The organism is Finegoldia magna, assembly GCF_002243175.1.
Taxonomy (GTDB): Bacteria; Bacillota; Clostridia; order Tissierellales; family Peptoniphilaceae; genus Finegoldia; species Finegoldia magna_J.
This window is the reverse complement of sequence record NZ_NDYF01000013.1, coordinates 173150-196348: the sequence shown is the minus strand read 5'-3', so window position 1 is coordinate 196348 and position 23199 is coordinate 173150. Positions and strand designations below refer to the sequence as shown.

Here is a 23199-nt window from a genome sequence, read left to right as displayed (position 1 = left end):
ATCAACTGCAATGCAGTTGGTATTTTTTGTTTGTAGATTGATTTAATTATTTTAATGATATAATTAAATTAGATATATACAAGGAGATAACAATGGAAATCAACGATAATATTTTATTTGTAAATTCTATAATTGATGATGCAATTAGGAAAAATTCCAGCGACATTCATATCGAACCATTCGAAGAAAATGTCAGGATTAGATTCAGAATCAATGGGAGTTTGGTGGAATACAAAACTGTGGACAAGAGTATGCATTCGAAAATAATTACTAGAATTAAAATAATGAGTGAGCTTGATATCGCAGAAAAGAGACTTCCACAAGACGGAAGAATTACATATACTTACGAAAATTCCAAGATTGATCTTAGAATTAGTATTATCAACACAATTCACGGGCAAAAATGCGTTATCAGAATTTTGAACCCGGAATCTTTTAAAATCGGTATGCAAAATCTTGGGATTTCTGAAAATGAACAACGAATGATTGAAGGATTTACGAAATTTGAAAATGGAATGGTGTTGATTTGTGGACCGACAGGAAGTGGAAAAACTACGACGCTTTACACAATGCTAGAACGTGAAAACACGATCGACAAAAATATTATCACAATTGAAAATCCAGTTGAGTACAATATTTTTGGCATCAATCAAATTCAAATAAACGAAAAAATCGGGCTGAGATTTGATAATACGCTGAAGTTTGTGCTTAGACAAGACCCATCGGTAATAATGGTCGGTGAAATCAGAGATTTGGAAACAGCGAAACTTGCAATCAGAGCGTCAATCACAGGACACAAAGTTTATTCAACAATTCACACAGACGATTGCTATCAATCGATTATCAGGCTGATGGATATGGGAATCGAAGATTACATGATAAGAGCGTCCCTCAAAGTTGTCATCGCGCAAAGATTGGTGAGGAAATTGTGTCCTCATTGTAAGAAAAAGATCACGCCAACGCCTGAGCAAATGGAAGTTTTCAGATCAAACGGATTAAATCCAACTGAAATTTATGAGCCAGGAAGCTGCGATGAATGTAGTTCCGGTTACGACGGGAGAATGGCTGTCATGTAAATATTAAAAATCGACGATGATTTGAGAAACCTAATCAAAAAAGATATGAATTTGAAATCTTTGAAAAACTACGGCGAAGAAAATAACATCGACAGTTTGTTCAAAAAAGCCTTAATTCAAGTAGCTCTTGGAAACACTTCATTTGACGAAGCGATGAGGTTGTACAATGAAAATTGACAGTTTATTAAAAGAAGATAGCATATTAAAAAAAGAAATAAATCTCAAAGTTTCGAAGAAAAAACTGTTTTTGTTTTTGAGGCAATTTTCAATTCTTCTGAACGCCAAGATTCCAATCATCGAAATAATTAATTTACTTAAAGAACAAAAAGAATTCAAACAACTTAAACCAAGCTTGGACAAAGTTTCTGAGAATTTGAATAACGGAATGAGCGTGTCGGAAAGTTTCGCAAATGACAAAAACTTTGATATGTTTTTTACTTCAATGATTAAACTAGGAGAAGAAAGTGGAAGGCTGGACAAAGTAGTCTACGATTTGAGCAAATACTACGAGAGAACTTATGACATAAACAAAAAAGTTCAAAACGCTATGATTTATCCGATAATTTTAACGGTCACTGGGATTGTAATGCTGATATTTATGCTCAAAAACGTCATTCCTACATTTGTCGATTTGTTTGAAAGCTCTGACATGGTGCTACCATTGTCTACAAGAATTTTAATTTCCGTATCCACTGCGATAAATGAAAAAGGATTATTAATTCTAATGATTTTAGTTTTGATAATAGTAGGGCTTATAATCGCATATCGAAGGACTAAATTTGGATATTACCTGGACAAATTCAGAACGACCAAATCAATTTTTGGGAAACAAAGAAAAATCGTAATCTCATCAGAAATTGCGAGAAGTTTGAGCATAACTCACAAAAACTCCATGACGATTTTGGACGGACTGATTATAATTCAAAAATCCATGAAAAACAAATACTACAAACAAGAACTTTCCGATATTTTCAGAGAAATAGAATCTGGAGAATATACGCTTGAAGAAGCATTCAATAAAAGAAAAATCACTCCGCAAGTATTCAACTCCATGCTAAAAGTTGCAGAAAATACGGGAGAATTGGGAGATATTTTCGAAAAATTGTCAGAATTTTACGATGGAGAAGTGGAATATGCAATCAAATCATTCATAAGTATATTAGAGCCAATGCTCATAATCATCATGGCAATAATCGTTGGATTTATCGTAATATCCATCACAATTCCGATGTTTGATGTGATAAATTCGTTTAATTAACAAACTGTGATATAAAATATTAACACTCATGCACGAATATCATAGTGAAGTCTAGATATTATTTGCATGAGCGTTGAATATTTTAATCAAAAAGCGTTGAATATTCGCACCAAAAAAGAGGGCATATGACCTGAACCCGTAAACACGGAATAATTTAATAATATTTTAAGCGGAATGTAATCTGTACATAACAGGAGACATTCCGTTTAATTTTGTCTTAATCCTATCCTCATTGTACCATTTGATATATCTTTCGATCTCATTAACTAATTCATCATAACTTTTAAATTCCACTCCATAATACATTTCTTGTTTTAATATCCTAAAGAAGTTCTCCATTGGAGAATTGTCTAGACAATTTCCTTTTCTTGACATGCTTTGTGTAATTTTCAATTTTTCTAACTTATTTGTCCAAGTACTATGTTGGTAATGAAATCCTTGGTCTGAGTGTATTGTTAAATTTTTAATGTCTTTATTTTGATCTAATGCTTTTTCTAGCATTTTATTGGTTAAGTTTATTGTTGGGTGATAACTTAGGGTATAGCTTATTATTTCACTGTTGTATAGGTCTAATATTGGTGATAGATAGATTTTTTCTTCTTTGCCTCTCAATCTAAATTCTGTTACATCTGTTAACCATAATTGATTTGGTTTAGTAGCGCTAAATTGTCTTCTTACTACATTATCTGCGACTTTTCCTATTTGTCCTTTGTATGATGAATATTTTCTTGATCTAGTTTTGAATTTAGTACATAGCAAGGATTCTTCTCTCATTATTCTTAATACTCTTTTATGGTTGATATTAAAGCCTTTATTTTTTAATACCATAGTTACTCTTCTGTAGCCATATCTACCTTTTGATGTCTCTATTATTGTTTTAATTTCACCTTTAACTTCTTTGTCTTTGTCTTTTGGATTTTCTAATTTTATCTTCCATTCATAGTAGGATGATTTTGGTAACTTAGCTATTTCTATCCATTCACTTACCTTGCTTTTTGGATATTCTTTTTGTAGTTTGAGGATTATCTTTGTCTTTTCCTTGCTTCTGCTTCCTCTTCCAGTAGCAAGGCTTGTAGCTTTTTTTCGTAGATTATCTTCATTTTGAGAAGTCTATTTTCTTCTCTTAGTCTTATTAATTCTTCTCTTTCGCTTTCTTTTATTGGAGTATTATCCTTTGAATTCTTATTTAATTTAGTCATATATTTTCTAGGCCTTTCTCTTTTATCTTCTAATCCAGATAGACCGCGTTGTTGATATCTTCTCTCCCAGTTACATATTACTGATCCATTACTGATATCAAAATATTCTGCGGTTTCTCTGTATGATAGATTATTGATTTGCCTATATTGTATTACAGATAGCTTAAATTCACTAGTATATTTAGATTTACTTTGCTTTTTAGTCAAACTATTTAATCCTCCATAGTTGTACTTAAATATCCATTCTCTTAATGTTGACTCTGGTATTTTATGCTTGTTAGTAAGTAAACATTGACCACCATAGGCTCCTGATAAGTATTCCTTTACTAGTCTGATCTTAAATTCTTTTGTATATTTTGGCATGAAAAAACCCCTCCATCCGTATTCCGGATTTTGGGGTTCAGGTCATATGCCCTCAATTTTATTCAACGTTTATTATTTTGTCGAAAAGATTTGCATCTTCGTCGATTTTTGTATCGTTACCTACAACTACTAGGTGGTTTTCTTTCATTGCTTTTTTGATTATTTCAGCAAATTGTTTCAAATCATCCACAGTTGTGTGTAGCATATTTTCAAGATAATTTTCATAATCTTCTATCGATCTTCCTGACAAATACATGTTAATCGAACGGCTTCCTTTTGTGAATGTAGTCATCGGTGGGTTGAATTGGTTCACAGTTCCAATGATGAATTGTTTCATTTCTTTTTCATCGAAGTTCATGTTTTCAACGAATTTATCGATTTGATCGTAAATTGTGATTGTGTTTTTGATGTTAGGATCTCTGTAGGAATATACGTACAATATTCCATTCAAGCTTACGCTCATTCCAACTCCATAAGCGCCGCCTTTTGCACGGACTTCGTTGTATAAGAATGAAGTGTTAAGTATATTTGTCAACACAGTTATTTTGGAATTGTATTCAAATCCATATTTTTTCAAATCAGCTGATTTGACAACGTAATTCACATTTGAAGATGTCTTGTAGGCTTCTTTTAATTTGAAGAATTTTGTTGGAGAAGATTTTATTTCGATGTCTTCTGTGTTCATTTTCGCAATCAACGATTTTTGTAATTTGTCGAAGAATTTATTTGCAGAATCTTTCTCGTTGATTATGCTTACTATCATATCGTTTGAATTCACGATTTTTTCGTAGTAGTCCTGTAATTTCTTCAATGTGATGTCTGCTTTTTCGTCGAAATCATTTAAAACATCGCACAATTTTTCGTAGTAGCTAATTCCTGAACATTCATCTTCTAACACGCTTTTTTCTGAGAATGATGCCATAGATCGTGTCAATGCGAATTGGTTTCCAGCTTCAAGTATTCTCGTTTTGTATTCTTGTTTTAGGTTTTGAAGGATGTTCTTGAATCTATTTTTGTCTTCGAATTTCACATTGAACAAGTATTCTTCCAAGATTTTGATACATTCGTCTTCTGTTTTTTCTATAGTTTTGAAACTGAACACAAATTTGGATTTCAAATCTTGACCATTTTTTGTATTGTTCAAATGAATTGCAGTGAATATTCCGCCTGATGCAAGATATGTTTGAGTGTATAATTTTTTGTAGTCGTAATTTGTAGTGTCGCTTAGTCCAATATAATCGGATAAAAGTGACAAATAGAAGTAATCTTTTTGAGAGAACTTCGACAAATCAAACATAAATGATGCGTAGTGAATGTTTGATGTGAATAGATTTGGATTTAAGAATGTGTAGTTGTCGATTTTCTTTTCAATTCTTTCAACATCTTCAAGTTTTGCGTCAATATCGGAAAGTTCCAATGTTGGAATAGTGTCTTTTTGTTCTTTTGTGTCTTCTTCTGATTGGAATTGTTCCAAGTTTTTGTTCAAATCTACTAATTCATTCAATTCTTCATCAGACAAGCTTTCCTTGTATTGTTTTAATTTTTCCTTAACTTCGTTGTCTTTTTTCAAATTAAGACCTGGTGTTGCTTTCAATGATAGTATCAATTTAAAATTGTTGTTTAACAATTTTTCTTCGATGAATTTTTCGTAGTAATCTGTATCGATCAATTTTCTGCATTCTGCAAGTGTTTCTGAGAATTGTAATTGGTCGTAGTAGCTATCTGAGTACATGAAACTTAGAGCAGATTTTAAGAAATAGATAACTCCTTTTGTGTGGAAACTTCCAGCCTCTTTCAAATCGTATTCTAATTTGTTAAGAGTAGAAGTAAGTTCGTCCTTGTCGATTCCGTTTTTTACGATGTTTTCTAATTCTCTTTTAACCAATGCTTCAAATTTTTCAGTGTTTTTGACATCTGAGTTCTCAGCGATAACACCCATTGTGATTTCCTGTCCGTAAGATGATACGCTCTCTACAGATTCACAGATGTTTTCTTGCAACAATTTTTCTTTAATTATTGCAGATTCGTTGGAGAACAATACATCACTTAAAATAGTTGAAACAAATGCATCTTTTACATTTGTGATGTGTCCGACATTTGCAGCGTAAACCAATACATCTTTTCCGTCTGGCTTTTCGTCTTTTGATATATTGTATTCGACTTGGACTTTTTTAGCTTCCTCAAATGGTTTTTGGTAAGGAATGTCTGAGTCGATTTTTTTGTAATCATATTCATCCAAATATTCTAACAAATGATCCAATTCTTCTTCGATATTTCCATTTCCGTAAAAATAAATAAACGAATTTGATGGGTGGTAGTATTTGTCGTGGAATTCCAAGAATTTTTCGTAAGTTAAATCTGGAATGTTGTAAGGGTTTCCGCCCGATGAATGTGCATAAGTTGTGTCTGGGTACAAATATTTGAACAATTCATCGAAAATAATCGTATAAATTGAACTGTAAGAACCCTTCATTTCGTTGTATACTACGCCATTGTATTTGATATCATCATCGACATTTTTTATTTCGTAATGCCATCCTTCTTGATAAAAAATGTTTTTCTTTTCGTAAACAATTGGATTGAAAACTGCATCCAAATAAACGTCCACGAGATTTTTGAAATCCTTGGCGTTACGACTTGCTACAGGATAGCAAGTTTTATCCGGATAAGTTATCGCGTTCAAAAATGTTTGTAGCGATGATTTTACCAAATCCATAAATGGTTCACGAGTTGTGTATTTTTTGGATCCATTTAATACAGAGTGCTCCATTATGTGAGCAACCCCTGTACTATCTTGAGGAATAGTCTTAAAAGCAATTGAAAATACTTTGTTTTCATCATCGTTAGAAAGCTTCAAAACTTTCGCTTTCGTTTTTTCGTGTTCGAAAAGAAATGCAGTAGAATTGATATCAGATAATTCTCTCGTATCTATTAATTTAAAATTTTTATAATCTTGCATAAAAATCTCCTTTTTTCTTTTTAATATATTATATCAAATTGCGAAAACTTAACAAAATCACAAATTTATTAAATTTTTGTTTATTTGGGTATAAATAATTGTTAGCTACATTCACAAATATCAGTTTTTAAAACTGTATATGATATAATAAATAACAAATAAGAGGTGAGAATATGAAATTAATATCATGGAATGTTAACGGATACAGAGCCGTTATGAAAAAAGGATTTAAGGAAGCATTTGATAATTTGAATGCGGATATTTTTTGTTTACAAGAAATAAAAATGAAAGAAAATCAAATGACTGAAGAAATGAACATTGAAGGTTATCACAGATATTCCTATTCAGCTAACAAGGCTGGCTATTCTGGAACTTTGGTTTACACAAAAGTTGAGCCAATTGGAGTAAGTTTCGGGATTGGAATTGATGAACACGATACTGAAGGACGTGTGATTACTTGCGAATACGAGGACTTTTTCTTGGTTAATGTCTACACTCCAAACTCTAAACAAAAACTAGAACGCTTGGATTACAGAATGGTGTGGGAAGATGAATTTCACAATTATTTGAATATTTTAAGAGATAGAAAACCTGTAATTGTGTGTGGAGATTTGAATGTTGCTCACAATGAAATTGATTTGAAAAATCCACAATCAAACAGACGTTCAGCAGGATTCACCGATGAAGAAAGAAACAAAATGTCACTTTTATTAAATGACGGATACATCGATACATTCAGATATTTTTATCCCGACAAAACAGATGAGTATTCTTATTGGTCGTACTTTGCAAAAGCGAGAGAAAGAAACGCTGGCTGGAGAATTGATTATTTCATAGTAAGTGATGATTTGAAGGACAATCTTGTGGATGCGAAAATTCACCAAAGTATAATGGGCTCAGACCATTGTCCAGTTGAATTGGAGATTAATTTTTAAGGAGATATTATGACTAGAAATAGAATTTGGATAAGTGGAGCAGATGGAAAAATCGGGAAAGTATTACAGAAATATTTGGATCCTTTGGAAGACGAAGTCTTAGCAACGGATAAAGACATTGTAGACATTGTAAATTCTGAAGAAACTTCTATATTTGCTAGAAGAAACAGACCGAATATAATCATAAATTGTTCTGCGCTTACAGACCCTGTAGCTTGCCAAGAAAACCCAGATGAGGCTTTCAGGGTAAATGCGTTGGGTGCAAGAAACATGGCGGTTGCAGCGAACACTGTGGATGCAAAAATAATTCACATGTCAGCAGACGATGTGTTCAGTGGACAATCCAGAAGTGCATACAGAGAATACGACACTCCACATCCTACGACAATGTATGGTAAAAGCAAATTGATGGGAGAAAATTTCGTAAGGGAATTTAGCGTGAAACATTTTATTTTGAGAACAAGTTGGTTATTCTCTCCGGTAAATCACAGGGTTGAAGATATTATAAAAGAAGCAATTCAAACGGGAAAAGTTTACGTTCCTAAAGCACAATATTCTTCTCCGACAAGCGCATATCAATTAGCAGAATTTATCGTGAAATTGATGGATACGTACGATTACGGAATTTATCATGCATCATGTGAAGGAGTTGCTAGTAGAAAAGATTTTGCAGAAGAAATTTTGAAGATAAAAGGAATTGATGCAGAAGTTATCGAAGATGAAAACTTGAGAATAGAAGGTCACAGACCAGATTTTACAGCTTTGGAAAACTTCTTATTGAACACTTCTCAAATTTACAAATTCACAGATTGGCAAACTTCTCTTCAAAAATATATCGAAAAAAATAATTTATAATTTTAAAAATGAATTTATAAAAAAGGAAAGATGTTTATGAAAAAAAAGAAAAAAAGAGGACTGACAACTCAAATATTCATTGGATTATTCCTGGGGTTGTTGGTAGGAATAGTTTTTAATCTATTTGTCCCTTCATCATATATAAAAGATACCATTTTAGTTAATGGGATATTCGACGTATTGGGGCAAGGATTTATCAGATTAATGCAAATGCTCGTTGTTCCATTGGTGTTTTTCTCATTAGTAACTGGTGCGATGAGCATGGGGGATACTAAAAAATTAGGAAAAATCGGAGTCAAAACACTTGTGTTTTATTTGTTCACTACGGCTTTGGCGATAACTTTGGCGTTATTATTGGCATCATTTATAAAGCCTGGAGTTGGAATTGATCTTAGCAAAGTGAGCCAAGCGGCACAAGCAGACCCTGCGAAGGCAGTTTCAATAAAAGATACTGTGCTCAATTTGATTCCTACAAATCCAATTAAAGCTATGGCTGAAGGAAATATGTTGCAAATAATTTTCTTCGCGTTGTTAGTTGGAATTATTTTGGCGAATTTGGGAGAAAAAGCACACAATGTAGCAAATATTTGCGAAGAATTCAACGACATAATGATGGATATGACTATGATTGTCATGAAGTTTGCGCCAATAGGTGTATTTGCTCTTATCACAAAGACTTTTGCAACTTTAGGATTATCTGCAATATTCTCTATGTTAAAATACATGCTCACAGTAGTTTTAGGATTGGGATTGCAACTTTTATTAGTTTATATGGTTTTATTGACGATTTTTGCAAAAGTAAATCCATTCAAATTCTTGAAAAAATTCTTCCCAGTGTTGGGATTTGCGTTCTCCACATCATCTTCAAATGCAACGGTTCCAATGAACATCAACAAATTGGAAGAGCTTGGAGTTAGCAGGAAAATTTCTTCGTTTACTATTCCACTTGGAGCGACTATCAACATGGACGGAACAGCAATCATGCAGGGAGTTGCGGTGGTATTTGCAGCGAACGCCTACGGAATGCAATTGACTCCACAAAACTTCTTGACAGTAATTGCTGCAGCGACACTTGCATCAGTGGGTACTGCAGGAATTCCTTCAGTTGGTTTGATAACTTTATCCATGGTGTTCAATTCAATTGGACTTCCGATTTCTGCAATAGCGATGATAATGGGAATAGACAGAATTTTAGATATGATTAGAACAGCGATAAATATCACAGGAGATGCGGTATGCACAGTTATCGTCGCAAATAGTTCTGGCGAAGAGTATTTTGATAGGGAAAAATTTAATTCGTAAATTTTAATAAATGATAAACACTTATAGAAAATTTCAATAAGTGTTTATTTTTTTATCTGATATAATAAATATAAGGAGGGATAATTTTGAAATTAGAAAATAAACATATCAAAAAAATCATCGTTATTCTTGTAGTGGTTCTTGCATTTGTATTTATCAAACCACTTAGAGAAGGATTAGGAAACATGTCAAAAGCGTTTCAAAACCTCGAAAGTGTAAAAGCGTACATCAGATCATTTGGGAAAACTGCAGTTGTAATATCATTTTTAATGATGATAGTGCAATCAGTTGCAGCTCCAATCCCAGCTTTTTTCATTACATTTTCAAATGCAGCTATTTGGGGATGGGTTAAGGGAAGCATATTGTCTTGGACATCTGCAATGGCAGGAGCAGCTCTTTGTTTTGGAATTGCAAGATTTTTGGGAAGAGATATCGCAGAAAAATTTGCCACAAAAGGAGCTTTGAAAGAAGTAGAAGGATTCTTCGACAGATATGGTAAAAATGCTATTTTAGTTGCAAGATTATTGCCATTCGTTCCATTTGATCCAATAAGCTATGCAGCAGGATTAACTCCAATGGGATTTTGGGAATTTTTCATTGCTACAGGAGTTGGACAACTTCCAGCTACTTTGATTTATTCTTATGCAGCAAGTAAATCCACAAATCCATCTACATGGGTAAAAGGCCTTATAATTTTATTCGGAGTTTTCGCTTTAGGAATGTTGATGAAGAGAATTTATAACGACAAAAAAGCAAAGAAAAATATATAAAAAAGAAAGCCTCAAACTTTCCTAGAAATAAACAAGCCCTTATGCAAATTTTTACATAAGAGCTTGTTGTTTTTATATTATTTAATATTTTGATGTTAAATTTCTTTTATTTGTTCGACTAATTTATCAAATTGCATTGCATGAGATGCTTTTACTAAAACTAATGTGTAACTTGTATTGAAAAGAACACTTTAAGATAATTTAGAAATTATATTGACAATGAAGATTAAAAACATTACAATTAAATTGAAATCGATGATCGATTTTAATTTAATTGTTATGGAGGAAATATGAAAGTTAAAAAATTAGCACTAGGAGTTTTATTGTCAGCACTAGTAGCTACGGGTTCTGTTTATGCTGGAAGTACTTATCAAGGATTTGATGTTACTATTGGAAAACTTGCAGGTAATGTGGCGACAGGAAGTCAAACAAAACAAACAGGTGGAGCAAATGGAGCATTAAAATCTACTTTTAATGGTGGTGGATACTATTATAGTGCAAGAATGGAAAAAACGAATGGAAGTGCAGCAGGGGCATGGGCTAGAAAAATAACAAAAGGGAAAACAGTTACATTGCCAGGCAATTCTTCACAATACAAAAATAGTAAAATTAGAGTTAAAATGCAAAGTCAGTGGAACCAACCTGTTAATTTTACTGTTAGAGGTCAATGGAAGAGTAATTAAATATGAATAAAAATATTTACAAAAGGACAATTTCACAACTACTAATACCGTTTTTTTTAACGGTATTAGTTGGAGTTGTTTTCACTGTGTTTATGGGTTTTACAGAAGGACAAGTGGCAGCTTACAAATATAAAGTTGGAGTGTATTTGTACAGTACTACTTATTTAGATTTTTTAGCACCTATTTTGTTTATTGCACCATTTGTATGGCAAATTTTTTACGAAAAGAAAAATAAGTTTTATGATTTGGAATGTATGAGGATATCTTCTAAGCAATTAGCTATTTCAAAGGTTGCATCAATATTGAGTGTAGTTTTTTTGGCTGTAGTTGCTTCTTATTTTATTTCTGCTTTGATACTTATTAACTTTGTACCAATTAATACCATATCAAAAGAATCTACAATAAATAGCAAAATTTTTATTGATTTGATTATTGGGAAACCAATATTTTTTTCTTTTATTTTGAGTTTATGGAAGGGAGTAATTATGTCGTTAATAGCTTTAATTTCCATTCAATTAAGTTATAGAATAAAAAATATACTACTTATTTCAACTATACCATTTTTTGGAATACTTATTACTGGATTTTTGCTTGGATCATTGAATTTAGGAGCCTTTTCCTATCAAGGATTTTATGTGTTTGAAGCTATTGCGTATGATGGAATATTAAATTACTTAATAGGATTATTTTCGTTAATACTTGTTAATTTTTTTGCATATATTTTCATGATTAGGAGAAAATCTTATGAATAAATTTATAAAGTCTGAGGTATATAGATGTTTAAAAAATCCCGTGGTGATTTTTTTATGTGTTCTATTTACATTTTACTCTTTCTTTATAGTTGATAGTACAAGCTCTTATAACTTGAATTATATAGAATGCATCATAGATATTTTTAATAATCATTATTATTTTAGATTTTTATTTTTTCCGATGATAGTTCTGATATGTATCATTGATAAGAATAAGATTTATAACTATAGTGCTATAAGATTTAGGAACAAAGTAGATTTTATATTATTAAAACATATAGCAAAGATGGTATCTGTTTTAGCTATATTAATATTAAATCTAATTACGGCATTTATAATTTGTGCTATATTCAAACCTGTTAGTTTCAAGTATAGTTATGATGTTTTAAAAGTAGCAGAGGATAAGGAAATTATTTTTAATGTTTTTAGGAATTTTAGCGAGTATCCTGTTATAAGTCTGATTTGTATATGTTTATTTTTGCTTGCAGGGACGAACTTATTAATTTTTATTATATGTTTTCTTGAACAAAAGATGAATAGAATGTATGCTGTTGGGTTTATAGCTTTTTTTTATATAATTCAAGGGATAAATGATTTGTTTTTTGACATTAGTATTCTAAGAAGTCAAGTTTTGTTTGATTTTTACATGTATATTTTATCAGATAATGTTACGAAATTTATTGTGGGATTTTTGATGGTTTTGCCAGTCGTTCTCAGCGTTAATAAATTTTTAGAATATAGGTCAAACTTATCGATATTTAGAATTAATAGGTATAATCATATTATTCCTATGACATTAATAATGGTTTTGATAACTTGTATATATAATTTTTCCAAACTTATTGGTAAAAATAATTCCGTAGCAGATGTCTTGTTCTTGAATGCTTTTCATCCTTATATTAAAGACTCATCAGCTTTTATAATTATGTATAATGAAATTATTTTTCTGTTAGTGGCTTATTCTGTGTTGGCTTCTTTAGAATATATTAAGGAAAATTTATCATCATTTGTAAAGGTTAGATTCAGAGATAAGAGAATATATAATAGGATGCTTTACGCAAGTGCGATTAGATTTAGTTCTATGTATTTTATGGTTTATATGAGCATTATTTTACTTGCATGTACTATTCAATATTTTATTTCAGGGAAAGTAAAGTTAACAGATGAAATAATTCAAGGCTTGATGATAAGAGACTTTAATTATATGAGTATATTTGGAATATATGTAATCAATTATTTACAGATTCTTCTTGTGATTACAGTATCTGTATTTTTGTCAAAATATATTAAGCCTGTGATTGCTTCGGGGATAATTTTTGTATTGATATTTTTATCTTACTTTAAGGAGATTAACTTAATTTTTGTTGGGGTTCAAGATTTTTTAAATTCTAGTTATAGTGAATTGATATATATAGTTGGATATATTTTAACAATATGGATTATTAAAAAGGTAATGATAGAGGGAGATTTATGGAAAAGATAATAAAATTATCAAATGTTAGCAAAAAATTTGGATCTAAAGAAATTTTTAGAGATTTAAATTTGGAGATATTTGAAAATGAAATAGTTGGATTTGTAGGGGAAAATGGTATTGGTAAATCTGTATTATTTAAAATTATTGCTGGATTAGAAAAACCTAATGTAGGTAGTGTAGAAGTATTTGGTATTCAGATAGGGAAAGATAGAGATTTTGCACCTAATACAGGGATATTAGTAGATTCTCCGGGATTTATTGAATATTATGACGGTTTTACAAATTTAAAAATGTTGGCAGAAATAAACGACAAAATTTCGGATAATGATATTAAGTCTATAATGAAAAAATTAGGCTTAGATCCTGAAAATAAAACTAAATTAAAAAATTATTCATTAGGAATGAAACAAAAGTTGGGGATTTGCCAAGCTATTATGGAAAATCAAAAGCTTATTATGCTAGATGAACCATTTAATGCACTAGATGAGGAAACTAATAGAATTATGATTAATTTAATAAATAGTTTAAAAAAAGAAGGAAAAACGATACTTATAATTAGTCATCAATTGCAATCTTTGAAGGAAATAAGTGATAGGGTGTTTATTATTAAGAATCAAAATATTAGTGATTTTAATTAAAAAAATGTGAACTAAGAAAACTTAGTTCACATTTTTATTTTATATTTCTTTTATTTGTTCGACTAATTTATCGAATTGCATTGCATGAGATGCTTTTACTAAAACTAATGTGTTGTCCACGATTAATTCTTGCAATTTTTCTAGCAATTCTTCTTTTGTTTCAAAGTAGAACACTTTGTCTTCTGCAAAGTTTGTACGTGCTCCTTTGATTATGTTTTCTGCTAATAATCCAGTTGCTAATACGTAGTCGATTTTTTCTGGATTGATTGATTTACCGATATTTTTGTGAAGAGTTATTTCGTTGTCTCCAAGTTCTAGCATATCTCCTAATACGGCGATTTTTCTAGAATAGCCGTGCAATCCGTAAGCAGTTTCTAGGCAGCTTGTAAGTGATTGTGGATTTGATTTGTAGCTGTCGTTTAAAATATGGAATTTATCTAGTAGGATAAGTTCGTTTCTCATTCCCGTTAATTCGATTTTTTTCAGCCCTTTTGCTACATCGGAATAATCTAATCCCATAAGTTCAGCTACTATTATTGACATTGTAGCGTTGTACATTTGATGATGTCCCAACAATTCTATGTTGAACACGTGATCGTTGATTGAAAAAGTGGATCCTGTTTCATCAGCTTTAATCATTTCCATTCTATAATCGCTGTCTGGTTTTATTCCAAAAGTTATAGTTTTTTCTGGTAATTTGTATTCTTGTTTTACTTCTCTAAGAATTGTATCGTCATTATTTAAAATAAATATCCCGTCTTCTTTTAATCCTTCAAGGATTTCGAATTTCGCTCTTGCAATGTTTTCTTTTGTTTTCAAATTCAATAGGTGACTGTCGCCAATGTTTGTAATCATTGCGATGTCGGGATGCGCGATGTTTGTCAATTGTCTGATTTCTCCGAAGTTTTCAGTTCCCATTTCAAGGACAGCAACTTCAGTATCATCATCTATGTCAAATATCGTCTTGGATAATCCGATTTCGTTGTTGTAATTTTTTTGTGTTTTAACGACTTTGTACTTTTCTTTTAATAAAGAACTCATTATATCTTTTGTAGTTGTTTTGCCGTTAGACCCTGTGATGGCGATTACTTTGCAATCCAAACTGTTGATGTATCCTCTAGCTAAATCCATCATAAATTCTTTTGTATCATCTACTTCGATTACTGGATAATCGTTGATATTTCTGTAATCTCTGTTAACTACACAGCAAGATGCCCCCTTTTCAAAAGCCATCTCTATGTAATTTTGTCCATCGAAATTATCTCCTCTAAGAGCGATGAACATGTTGTCTTTTTGAATAGTTCTTGTATCTGTGGAGATACCTTTTACCATTACATCATGGTATTTTTCATTTATAATCGTGTTAGTAAGTTCTGTTATTGTTTTTAAATTTCTTGTTAACATATTTACCTCTCTAACTTATATGCTTTATTTTTTTCGTATTCTTCAACAGCCAAATCAATCAAGTTGTCGAATACTTCTGAAACGCTCATATCGTTAGTGCATTTCCACAAAACTGGAAACATTGAATGTGGAGTTAGTCCTGGAACTGTGTTGATTTCATTCACCCAAAGCTCATTGTCTTTTACGAACATATCAACTCTTGAAAATCCTGACAAACTCATTAATTTGTACACTTTTTCTGCCAAATGTCTTGCTTTTAATTCTAACTTTTCATCCATTGGAAATGGTGTAAGCATTTCTGTTTTTGAATCGTTATATTTTGCATCGTAATCGAAAAACTCTGCATCGTGTATTTGGTATACACCCGGACGTGATGCAACTGGATTGTCATTGCCCATAACTGCTATCTGAAGTTCAGGACCGATGATTTCTTCTTCGACCAAAATTCTTCTGTCGTAAAGAAATGCGTTTTGGATTGCTTGTTCCAATTCTTCTTCTGTTTCTGCTCTCATAACACCAACTGATGAACCAGCGTTACATGGTTTTACATAAACTGCCTTGGATGTTTTTTCGAAAATTTCTTTCAAATTGTATTCATCGTTTTTGCAAAGCACCACGTATTTTGCTTGAGGAATTTTGTTCAATTCGAAAATATCGTTAGTGTATCCTTTGTCCATGCAAAGTGCAGAACCCAAAACGTTACATCCTACAAATGGCAAATCCAAAACTTTTATGAAACCTTGGATTGTTCCATCTTCGCCGTAACTTCCGTGAATTGCTGGAAATATTACGGTGTTTTCAGGATTGATTTTGCTGATACAATCGCTGACAGATTCTATTACTGAAAGCTCAGTGTCAAACACCAATTCGTCGTCGGATTTTATTTCTTCAGTTATGTTTTCTTTCATAATGAATTTTTTATCGCGGCGAACGAAAATCGCACTTACGTTGTATTTTTCTTTTGATAAATTATTTATTAATGTTCTAGCACTTGTAATACTTACTTCGTGTTCAGTACTAGGACCGCCATATAATACATATATATTTTTTTGCATAATTTTTGTCCTTTCTTGTGACTCATTAATATATTACTATAACTAAATCATTATATCAATAAAATAGAAAAATGTATCCTTTTTGTTGATTTTAAGAAAAAACAATACAAATTTAATAGGACTATTTCACAAATGTGGTAAAATATAGTTGAGCTAAGAATGGGAGGATTTTATGGAAAAGGAAGAATTTTTGTTGCAATTTGAAAAAAACTTATTTAATATGTTTGGAAAAGATTTACAAACTTCAACTGAAAAAGAAAAATATATAGCTTTTTCTAAAATAATAATGAACGAATTAGCAGAAGACTGGAAGAAAACTTCTGACAAACACAAAAATTCACGAAACGCCTACTATTTTAGCGCAGAATTTTTGATAGGAAGATCTTTGGGAAACAATTTGTTGAATATGGGTTTGGACGAAAAATATTCACAAATTTTAAAAGAATTAGACATAGATATCAATGATTTGGAAATTCAAGAAGAAGATGCAGCTTTGGGAAACGGTGGCTTAGGAAGACTTGCTGCTTGCTTTATGGAAAGTGCGGCTAGTTTGGATTATCCGTTGACAGGTTATGGCGTGAGATATCGCCAAGGACTTTTTAAGCAATATTTTCACAACGGATTTCAAATGGAAGTCGGAGATAATTGGACTTTGGACAAAGACCCTTGGTCAAGACGTGTTGAATCGGAATCCAAAATCATTAGATACAAAAACCAAGTCGTAAAAGCAGTTCCTTATGATATGCCTGTTGTCGGCTACAAAAATCACGTAGTAAACACTTTGAGATTGTGGCAAGCAGAATGTGATGACGGATTTGATTTTCAAAAATTCAATAATTTTCAATACGACGATTCTGTAAAAGAAAAAAACAGAGCAGAAGACATCACTAGAGTTTTGTATCCGAATGATATCCAAAGACCTGGCAAAGTTTTACGACTTAAACAACAGTATTTTTTCTGCAGTGCATCGATTCAAGATATAATTGAAAAATATACGAAGAATTTTCCGAATGATAAGGATTTTGAAAATTTTGCAAAATACAATACTATCCAATTAAACGATACTCATCCTGTTATGGCTATCCCTGAAATGATGAGAGTGTTGATGGATGATAAAAAACTTTCTTGGAAACAAGCTTGGAATGTTACAAGCAATGTGTTCAACTACACTAACCACACGATTTTACAAGAAGCTATGGAAAAATGGAGCGTTGATGTTGTAGAAGAAGTGAGTCCTAGAATTATGGATATTATCGCTGAAATCGACAGGAGATTCGTCAGCGATTTGGTGGGATTGTATTATTCTGCGGATAGAATCGACAACCTTCGAATCGTGAAAGACGATACTGTTAACATGGCTCATTTGGCGATATTAACAGCCGTAAAGATTAACGGTGTTGCGAAAATACACACAGAAATTTTGAAAAATGAGACATTAAAACCATGGCACGATTTGTATCCAGATAAATTTGTCAACAAAACAAATGGAATTACTCCTAGACGTTGGTTATTTTACGCAAACCCAGAGCTAACGAAGTTTATCACAGAACTTTTGGGAGAAGATTGGAAGACTGATCTCACAAAATTAAAAGAGCTTGAAAAATACCAAGACGATGAGAGTGTTTTGGAAAAATTAATGGAAATCAAACTTCACAACAAAATCAGACTGAAAAAATACATCAAGGAGCATGAAAACATCGATGTAGATGAGAACTCTATTTTTGATATACAAGTGAAGAGACTTCACGAATACAAGAGACAATTGTTGAATGCTTTTCACATTTTGAATTTGTATTATAAAATCAAAAACAACGAAATATCCGACATTCCAAAACAAACATATATTTTCGGGGCTAAGGCAGCGCCGGGTTATTTCAGAGCAAAAGCTATTATAAAATTCATAAATGAGGTTAAAAATCTCGTGAACAACGACGATGTTGTGAACAAATACATCAAGGTTGTGTTCTTGGAAAACTTCAACGTATCCATCGGAGAATTGGTGTATCCTGCAGCGGATGTGAGTGAGCAGATTTCAACTGCGGGAAAAGAAGCTTCGGGGACAGGCAACATGAAGTTTATGTTAAACGGAGCGTTGACTGTGGGAACTTATGACGGCGCGAACATTGAGATTTTCAATCACGCAGGTGAAGACAACAACTTCCCGTTTGGAGCGACTGTTGATGTGTTAAATTCCATCAGAGACAGTTACAGTCCAGTTGAGTATTATTATAAGGATGAGAATATCAAACGCGTTGTGGATACTTTGCTAAGCGATTTGATCAACGATAGTGGATCGTTTATGTTCTTGGACATTTACAACTCACTTGTAAACAGAGATTCGTCATTTAAATTAGACGAATATTTTGTGTTAAAAGATTTTAACGATTATGAACAAATTCACGAAAAGATTTTACAAACTTATTGTGATAAGAAAAAATGGGCTAAGATGAGTTTGATGAACATCGCTAATTTCGGAGAATTTTCATCGGATAGAACTATAAAAGAATATGCAGAAGAGATTTGGAGGATAGTACCAAATGAAAAAATTTAAAAAGAGCGACATTAACTCTAAGGTATTTAACAAAGGAAACAAGGTTTTGTTTTTCCACGCTGACGGGATTTGTCCGTGCATTCCAGCGAAAAATGATTTGGAAGATATCGAAAAATCATTCCAAGGAGAAATAGAATTTTACGAATATTTAGCTAAAAAAGTTAGAGAAATTGACAAGGACGAGATAATTACGCATTATGAAGCGTTGCCATTACCTACGACTTTATTTATTAGAGATGGTGAAATCGTAGACCGATTAGTAGGAGATAACTCAAAATCAACATACAGAAATTACGCAAACAAATTATTAGACGAATAATAGGAGATAATATTGGCTAATTTATTATTTGAGGAAAGAATCAACGAAATATTAGATACTCTTAGGCTTGAGAACGAACTTGAAAATACCAAAATTACTTTTTGTACTTTTGATGAACATCATTTCGACAAACATCAAACCACAGACATCGATGATATCGAATTGAGAGATGACAGGATAAATTGGATATATATCACAGGATTATCAGATACGGATAATTTCATAAAAATGAAAGAAAAATTCAAAATCCATCCTCTTATAATAGAAGATATGTTGGATGTGGAACAAAGAACGAAACTTGAAGCTTATGATGATTATTTGTTCGTGGTAACGGATACTGTGGATTACGATATGTTCAACAGCGTAAAGGAATTGTCGTTTAACCAAGTTTCTTTTGTTTTAAAAGAAAATTTATTGGTTACTGTTGAACAAAACAAAACCACATCTTTTGACAGAGTTTTGGATAAGTTAGAAAAAATTCCTGTTTTTAGGCCGAAAACTACAGACGGACTGTTGCTTTTGCTAATGGATGCATTCATAGACAATTATTACCAAATTTTTGATATTTTGGGAGAATACATCGACGATTTAGAAGACGCTATGATGACACATAACGACGACGATATTCTCAGAGAACTTTACACCATGAAGAAAAACTTGATATTTTTGAGGAAGACTTTGTGGCCATTGCGTTCAGTTATCAATGAAATTTCAAAGTTCAGAGTTAATCTAGTAAGTCACAACACATCGATTTACATGAGGGATTTGTACGACCACATAATCCAAATGCTTGAATTCATTGAAGTGTATCGCGATATGATTAATTCGATGATAGATGCATTTGACACGAATATTTCCAACAGGACTAATGAAGTAATGATGGTGTTGACTGTGTGGTCGACGATATTTTTGCCGTTGACATTCTTAACTGGTGTTTACGGAATGAACTTTAAATATATGCCGGAACTTCAAGGGAAATACGGATATATTTTGTTCTGGGTTACTGCAGTTGTGATTACTAGCGTTATGATTTATTATTTTAAAAAGAAAAAATGGATGTAATACAAAGGAGATTTTATGGAAAACAGTACTTTTTTGGCATCTGATTATGAAAAAGAACAAATCGATGCTATTAAAAAAATACTGCGCGTGTATTTTAGTGGAGATATTGAATTTAGCAAGAATTTTTCTGGGTTGAAACCAAATATAGATAATGAAAATTTGAAAAGAGTTTTGAATGAATTGGACGATAAAATAAACAGAGATGATTTGATAAGATATGTCAATGATATCAATATAATGGCTTATCATGAAGAAAATAAGCTTTGTTTTATGTACGATGCGAACAGGAAATTCACAAAAGAACGAAAAACTGCGCTTGAAAATTACCCACAAGATAAAAACTATGGTTTTTGTATCGAAAAGTGGATAAACAAATGCGATCGCACCCTTCACGATTCATCATCTGATTTGCAAAATGCGATTTACAGCACTATGCTTGATATTTGCTGTGAAGAAATGGGTATACTTGTAGTAAGAATTTCAGAAGATGATTTTGATTGGACAGACGATCACGCAATGGAAAAATTGAACGAAATTGTAAGTAATATAAGGAAGGGAGATTTTTGTTAATGAAAGTTATACTAGCAGTAGATAGAAATTTTGCGATAGGAAAAGATGGAGATATGCTTTTTTCAATTCCTGAAGATATGCAAAGATTCAAAGAATTAACTACGGGAAATATCGTAATTATGGGAAGAAAAACTTTAGAATCTTTACCTGATTCAAAACCTCTACCAAACAGAACCAACATAATCGTTACAAGTAAAGATTTGGATGGAATGTTGTGCGTAAAAAATGAAGAAGAATTGCTACGTACTCTCAAAGAAATCAACCCAGATCACAAAATGACAGAGTATTTGATAGGTGGGGCAAACACAATTGAATCATTGATACACTTAGTTGATGAATTCGTAATCACTTATGTTGATGCAGAGTTTGAATATGATGCGAAAATCAGAAACTTATTCGAAGATGACGACTTTTATGTAGCGGAAGAATCAGACATCAAAACTTACGAAGGCATGGATTATAGATATATGGTGTTTAAAAGAAAATAGAGCAGAAGAGTATTACACATCCATGCTAAGAATATCATACGGAAAAAATTGCTTTGATTACAAATCGAAAAAATCCGTCCAAAATCGTACCGCGTAAGCGAAGCGTGCTTACGATTTTAGGATTTTGAGATTCAGAAATCAACAATTTTTGTAGTCTAGATATTCGTGCATGATGTGTACTTACTCTTTGAAAAATTGGAGATGTAAAATGTCTCTTTTTTTATTGCTCAAATATTAAGATTTGGCAAAGTTATAATTGAGTATAATGTATTGTGATATAATACGGTTACGGAGGTGAGTAAATGCGTTGTCCTAATTGCAATGAAAAAGTGTTAGATACGGTGAATTTCTGTCACAATTGTGGGTTCAATTTGAAAGAATACCGCGAAAGTTTGAATGAACAAAAAGATATAGAAGAACAACCAAAAGATAGTCACGCATCTACAGACAAGGATTATTCCTATTCAGATGATGTGATGAATATTTTTAATATAAAAAATCGTGAGAAATCTGCTGAGGAACAAAAGGCTGAAGAAATCATAAATAAAAACAAATCTGAGCACAAACCTAAAAGAATTGAAGATATTTTTCAAGTTATTAACAAAAACAAATCTCAGTATGGAAAGTTCAATCCAGACAAAGAAGTTGAGAAGAAGATTAATCACGAAGATGAAAAAGAACCCGAAGAAAATTATGAAAACACGATTTTTATTACCAAAGGTTACGACGAAAATCAAGAAAAAATCAAAAGAGATGAGTCGATAAGATTCACATCTGCAAATGAGTTTACTATCCATAAGATTGAAGAAGAAAATGATGATGAAGACGAATTTATGGATACTTTTGAGGTTAAAACTAAACAAGTGTTTGACAGAATCAATTTGTTTTTCACGAAAATATTGAAGAAAATGATGGGTGGAGCACAACCTTACAGGTTCTCAATGAGAATAGCAGTTGTAATATTGTCAGCGTTGCCGCTATTGTTCTTTTACATGAATTCTACAAATCACTGGACATTTACTCAAAAATCAAAGGCAATCGTGGTTATGGTTTCTGTATTAGTATTGGATGTTTTCCAAAAAGTTTTATCATACAGTATGGGACTTAAACTATCAGGAACGAAATTATATCAACCTATCGACAAGGATTTGAGATATAATATCTCAGTTTTACTTTCGGTTATAGAATCTTTGATATTTAGCTTATTTGGGGTTTTAACAGCAGGTGGACTTGTCGGTTTTAGTTCGTCAGTTTTCACGTTCACATTTTTGGGAGCACATGCTTTTATATATTTAATTTCATTAGTAATATTGATACTATTTGCGACGATTATTTTAGTTGATAGATTTGATTACAAAAATTTGTGGAAAATTTACGGACTTAATGCTGCTGGAATTGTGATAACAAGACTTGTGGTGTTTATGGTCGTTATGACACTTCTTCAAAAAATATTTTTTGGACTTGCTCCGGGATTGATGTAGGTGAT

At 31.9% G+C, this 23199-nt stretch carries 21 protein-coding genes and 1 pseudogene; 17 read left to right on the top strand and 5 right to left on the bottom strand.

What is annotated here, in order from left to right:
* Window positions 1-92: 92 nt before the first annotated feature.
* The 3 genes from B9N53_RS06090 to B9N53_RS06085 are packed head-to-tail and all read left to right on the top strand — an operon-like array spanning window position 93 to window position 2334.
* Window positions 93-1076, top strand: a complete 984-nt coding sequence (locus tag B9N53_RS06090) for a GspE/PulE family protein (RefSeq protein WP_242432424.1) — start codon at window positions 93-95, stop codon at window positions 1074-1076.
* 21 nt (window positions 1077-1097) lie between these two features.
* A complete protein-coding gene (locus B9N53_RS09355) occupies window positions 1098-1253 on the top strand; it encodes a hypothetical protein (protein ID WP_242432423.1) in 156 nt (51 codons plus the stop codon).
* A complete protein-coding gene (locus B9N53_RS06085; RefSeq protein ID WP_094204145.1) occupies window positions 1243-2334 on the top strand; it encodes a type II secretion system F family protein in 1092 nt (363 codons plus the stop codon). The genes B9N53_RS09355 and B9N53_RS06085 overlap by 11 nt, the downstream gene beginning before the upstream one ends.
* Window positions 2335-2499: 165 nt before the next feature.
* On the opposite strand, the pseudogene B9N53_RS06080 reads toward B9N53_RS06085, so the two are convergent.
* From B9N53_RS06080 to B9N53_RS06070, 3 genes and pseudogenes are all read right to left on the bottom strand, one after another.
* Window positions 2500-3366: pseudogene (locus tag B9N53_RS06080) on the bottom strand (IS3 family transposase); the annotation flags it as partial.
* Entirely contained in the window at window positions 3357-3896 is a 540-nt protein-coding gene (locus B9N53_RS06075) for a helix-turn-helix domain-containing protein (protein WP_094204144.1), read from the bottom strand. The pseudogene B9N53_RS06080 and the gene B9N53_RS06075, both read right to left, overlap by 10 nt.
* Window positions 3897-3954: 58 nt before the next feature.
* Window positions 3955-6855, bottom strand: a complete 2901-nt coding sequence (locus tag B9N53_RS06070; protein WP_094204143.1) for an insulinase family protein — start codon at window positions 6853-6855, stop codon at window positions 3955-3957.
* A gap of 173 nt (window positions 6856-7028) precedes the next feature.
* Between B9N53_RS06070 and B9N53_RS06065 the strand changes: the two genes are divergently transcribed.
* The 8 genes from B9N53_RS06065 (at window position 7029) to B9N53_RS06030 (ending at window position 14264) form a co-directional block, all read left to right on the top strand.
* Entirely contained in the window at window positions 7029-7790 is a 762-nt protein-coding gene (locus B9N53_RS06065) for an exodeoxyribonuclease III (RefSeq protein ID WP_094204142.1), read from the top strand.
* Between the two features lie 9 nt (window positions 7791-7799).
* Window positions 7800-8645 (top strand): SDR family oxidoreductase, encoded by an 846-nt coding sequence (locus B9N53_RS06060; protein ID WP_094204141.1) that lies wholly within the window; start codon window positions 7800-7802, stop codon window positions 8643-8645.
* 36 nt (window positions 8646-8681) lie between these two features.
* Complete coding sequence (locus B9N53_RS06055; RefSeq protein ID WP_094204140.1) at window positions 8682-9947, top strand: dicarboxylate/amino acid:cation symporter; 1266 nt, start codon at window positions 8682-8684, stop codon at window positions 9945-9947.
* Between the two features lie 86 nt (window positions 9948-10033).
* Complete coding sequence (locus tag B9N53_RS06050) at window positions 10034-10717, top strand: TVP38/TMEM64 family protein (protein ID WP_094204139.1); 684 nt, start codon at window positions 10034-10036, stop codon at window positions 10715-10717.
* Between the two features lie 290 nt (window positions 10718-11007).
* Window positions 11008-11400 (top strand): hypothetical protein, encoded by a 393-nt coding sequence (locus tag B9N53_RS06045; RefSeq protein ID WP_094204138.1) that lies wholly within the window; start codon window positions 11008-11010, stop codon window positions 11398-11400.
* Between the two features lie 2 nt (window positions 11401-11402).
* Window positions 11403-12152: a hypothetical protein gene (locus B9N53_RS06040; RefSeq protein ID WP_094204137.1), complete on the top strand. Its 750-nt coding sequence runs from the start codon at window positions 11403-11405 to the stop codon at window positions 12150-12152.
* A 532-nt stretch (window positions 12153-12684) separates the two neighbouring features.
* Window positions 12685-13635: a hypothetical protein gene (locus B9N53_RS09140; RefSeq protein WP_148131324.1), complete on the top strand. Its 951-nt coding sequence runs from the start codon at window positions 12685-12687 to the stop codon at window positions 13633-13635.
* Window positions 13623-14264 carry an ABC transporter ATP-binding protein gene (locus tag B9N53_RS06030; RefSeq protein ID WP_094204135.1) on the top strand — a complete coding sequence of 214 codons (642 nt, stop codon included), beginning with the start codon at window positions 13623-13625 and terminating at the stop codon, window positions 14262-14264. The genes B9N53_RS09140 and B9N53_RS06030 overlap by 13 nt, the downstream gene beginning before the upstream one ends.
* Before the next feature lie 39 nt (window positions 14265-14303).
* Here the strand turns inward: B9N53_RS06030 and B9N53_RS06025 are convergent, their stop codons facing one another.
* Together B9N53_RS06025 and B9N53_RS06020 are read right to left on the bottom strand one after the other, a co-directional pair.
* Window positions 14304-15668, bottom strand: a complete 1365-nt coding sequence (locus B9N53_RS06025) for a UDP-N-acetylmuramoyl-tripeptide--D-alanyl-D-alanine ligase (RefSeq protein ID WP_094204134.1) — start codon at window positions 15666-15668, stop codon at window positions 14304-14306.
* A 2-nt stretch (window positions 15669-15670) separates the two neighbouring features.
* Entirely contained in the window at window positions 15671-16723 is a 1053-nt protein-coding gene (locus B9N53_RS06020) for a D-alanine--D-alanine ligase family protein (protein WP_094204133.1), read from the bottom strand.
* Window positions 16724-16895: 172 nt separating this feature from the next.
* On the opposite strand from B9N53_RS06020, the gene B9N53_RS06015 reads away from it, so the two are divergent.
* From B9N53_RS06015 to B9N53_RS05990, 6 genes are all read left to right on the top strand, one after another.
* The gene (locus B9N53_RS06015) at window positions 16896-19274 is read left to right on the top strand and encodes a glycogen/starch/alpha-glucan phosphorylase (protein ID WP_094204132.1); all 2379 of its coding nucleotides are present in this window, start codon (window positions 16896-16898) and stop codon (window positions 19272-19274) included.
* Complete coding sequence (locus B9N53_RS06010; RefSeq protein ID WP_094204131.1) at window positions 19261-19593, top strand: thioredoxin family protein; 333 nt, start codon at window positions 19261-19263, stop codon at window positions 19591-19593. Before B9N53_RS06015 ends, B9N53_RS06010 begins: the two co-directional genes overlap by 14 nt.
* A 12-nt stretch (window positions 19594-19605) precedes the next feature.
* Complete coding sequence (gene corA, locus B9N53_RS06005; protein ID WP_094204130.1) at window positions 19606-20655, top strand: magnesium/cobalt transporter CorA; 1050 nt, start codon at window positions 19606-19608, stop codon at window positions 20653-20655.
* Between the two features lie 15 nt (window positions 20656-20670).
* Window positions 20671-21225 carry a hypothetical protein gene (locus B9N53_RS06000; RefSeq protein ID WP_094204129.1) on the top strand — a complete coding sequence of 185 codons (555 nt, stop codon included), beginning with the start codon at window positions 20671-20673 and terminating at the stop codon, window positions 21223-21225.
* On the top strand, window positions 21225-21713 hold the full coding sequence (locus B9N53_RS05995; protein ID WP_242432422.1) for a dihydrofolate reductase: 489 nt from the start codon (window positions 21225-21227) through the stop codon (window positions 21711-21713). The genes B9N53_RS06000 and B9N53_RS05995 overlap by 1 nt, the downstream gene beginning before the upstream one ends.
* Before the next feature lie 302 nt (window positions 21714-22015).
* A complete protein-coding gene (locus B9N53_RS05990) occupies window positions 22016-23194 on the top strand; it encodes a zinc ribbon domain-containing protein (RefSeq protein ID WP_094204127.1) in 1179 nt (392 codons plus the stop codon).
* The last annotated feature ends 5 nt before the right edge of the window (window positions 23195-23199 follow it).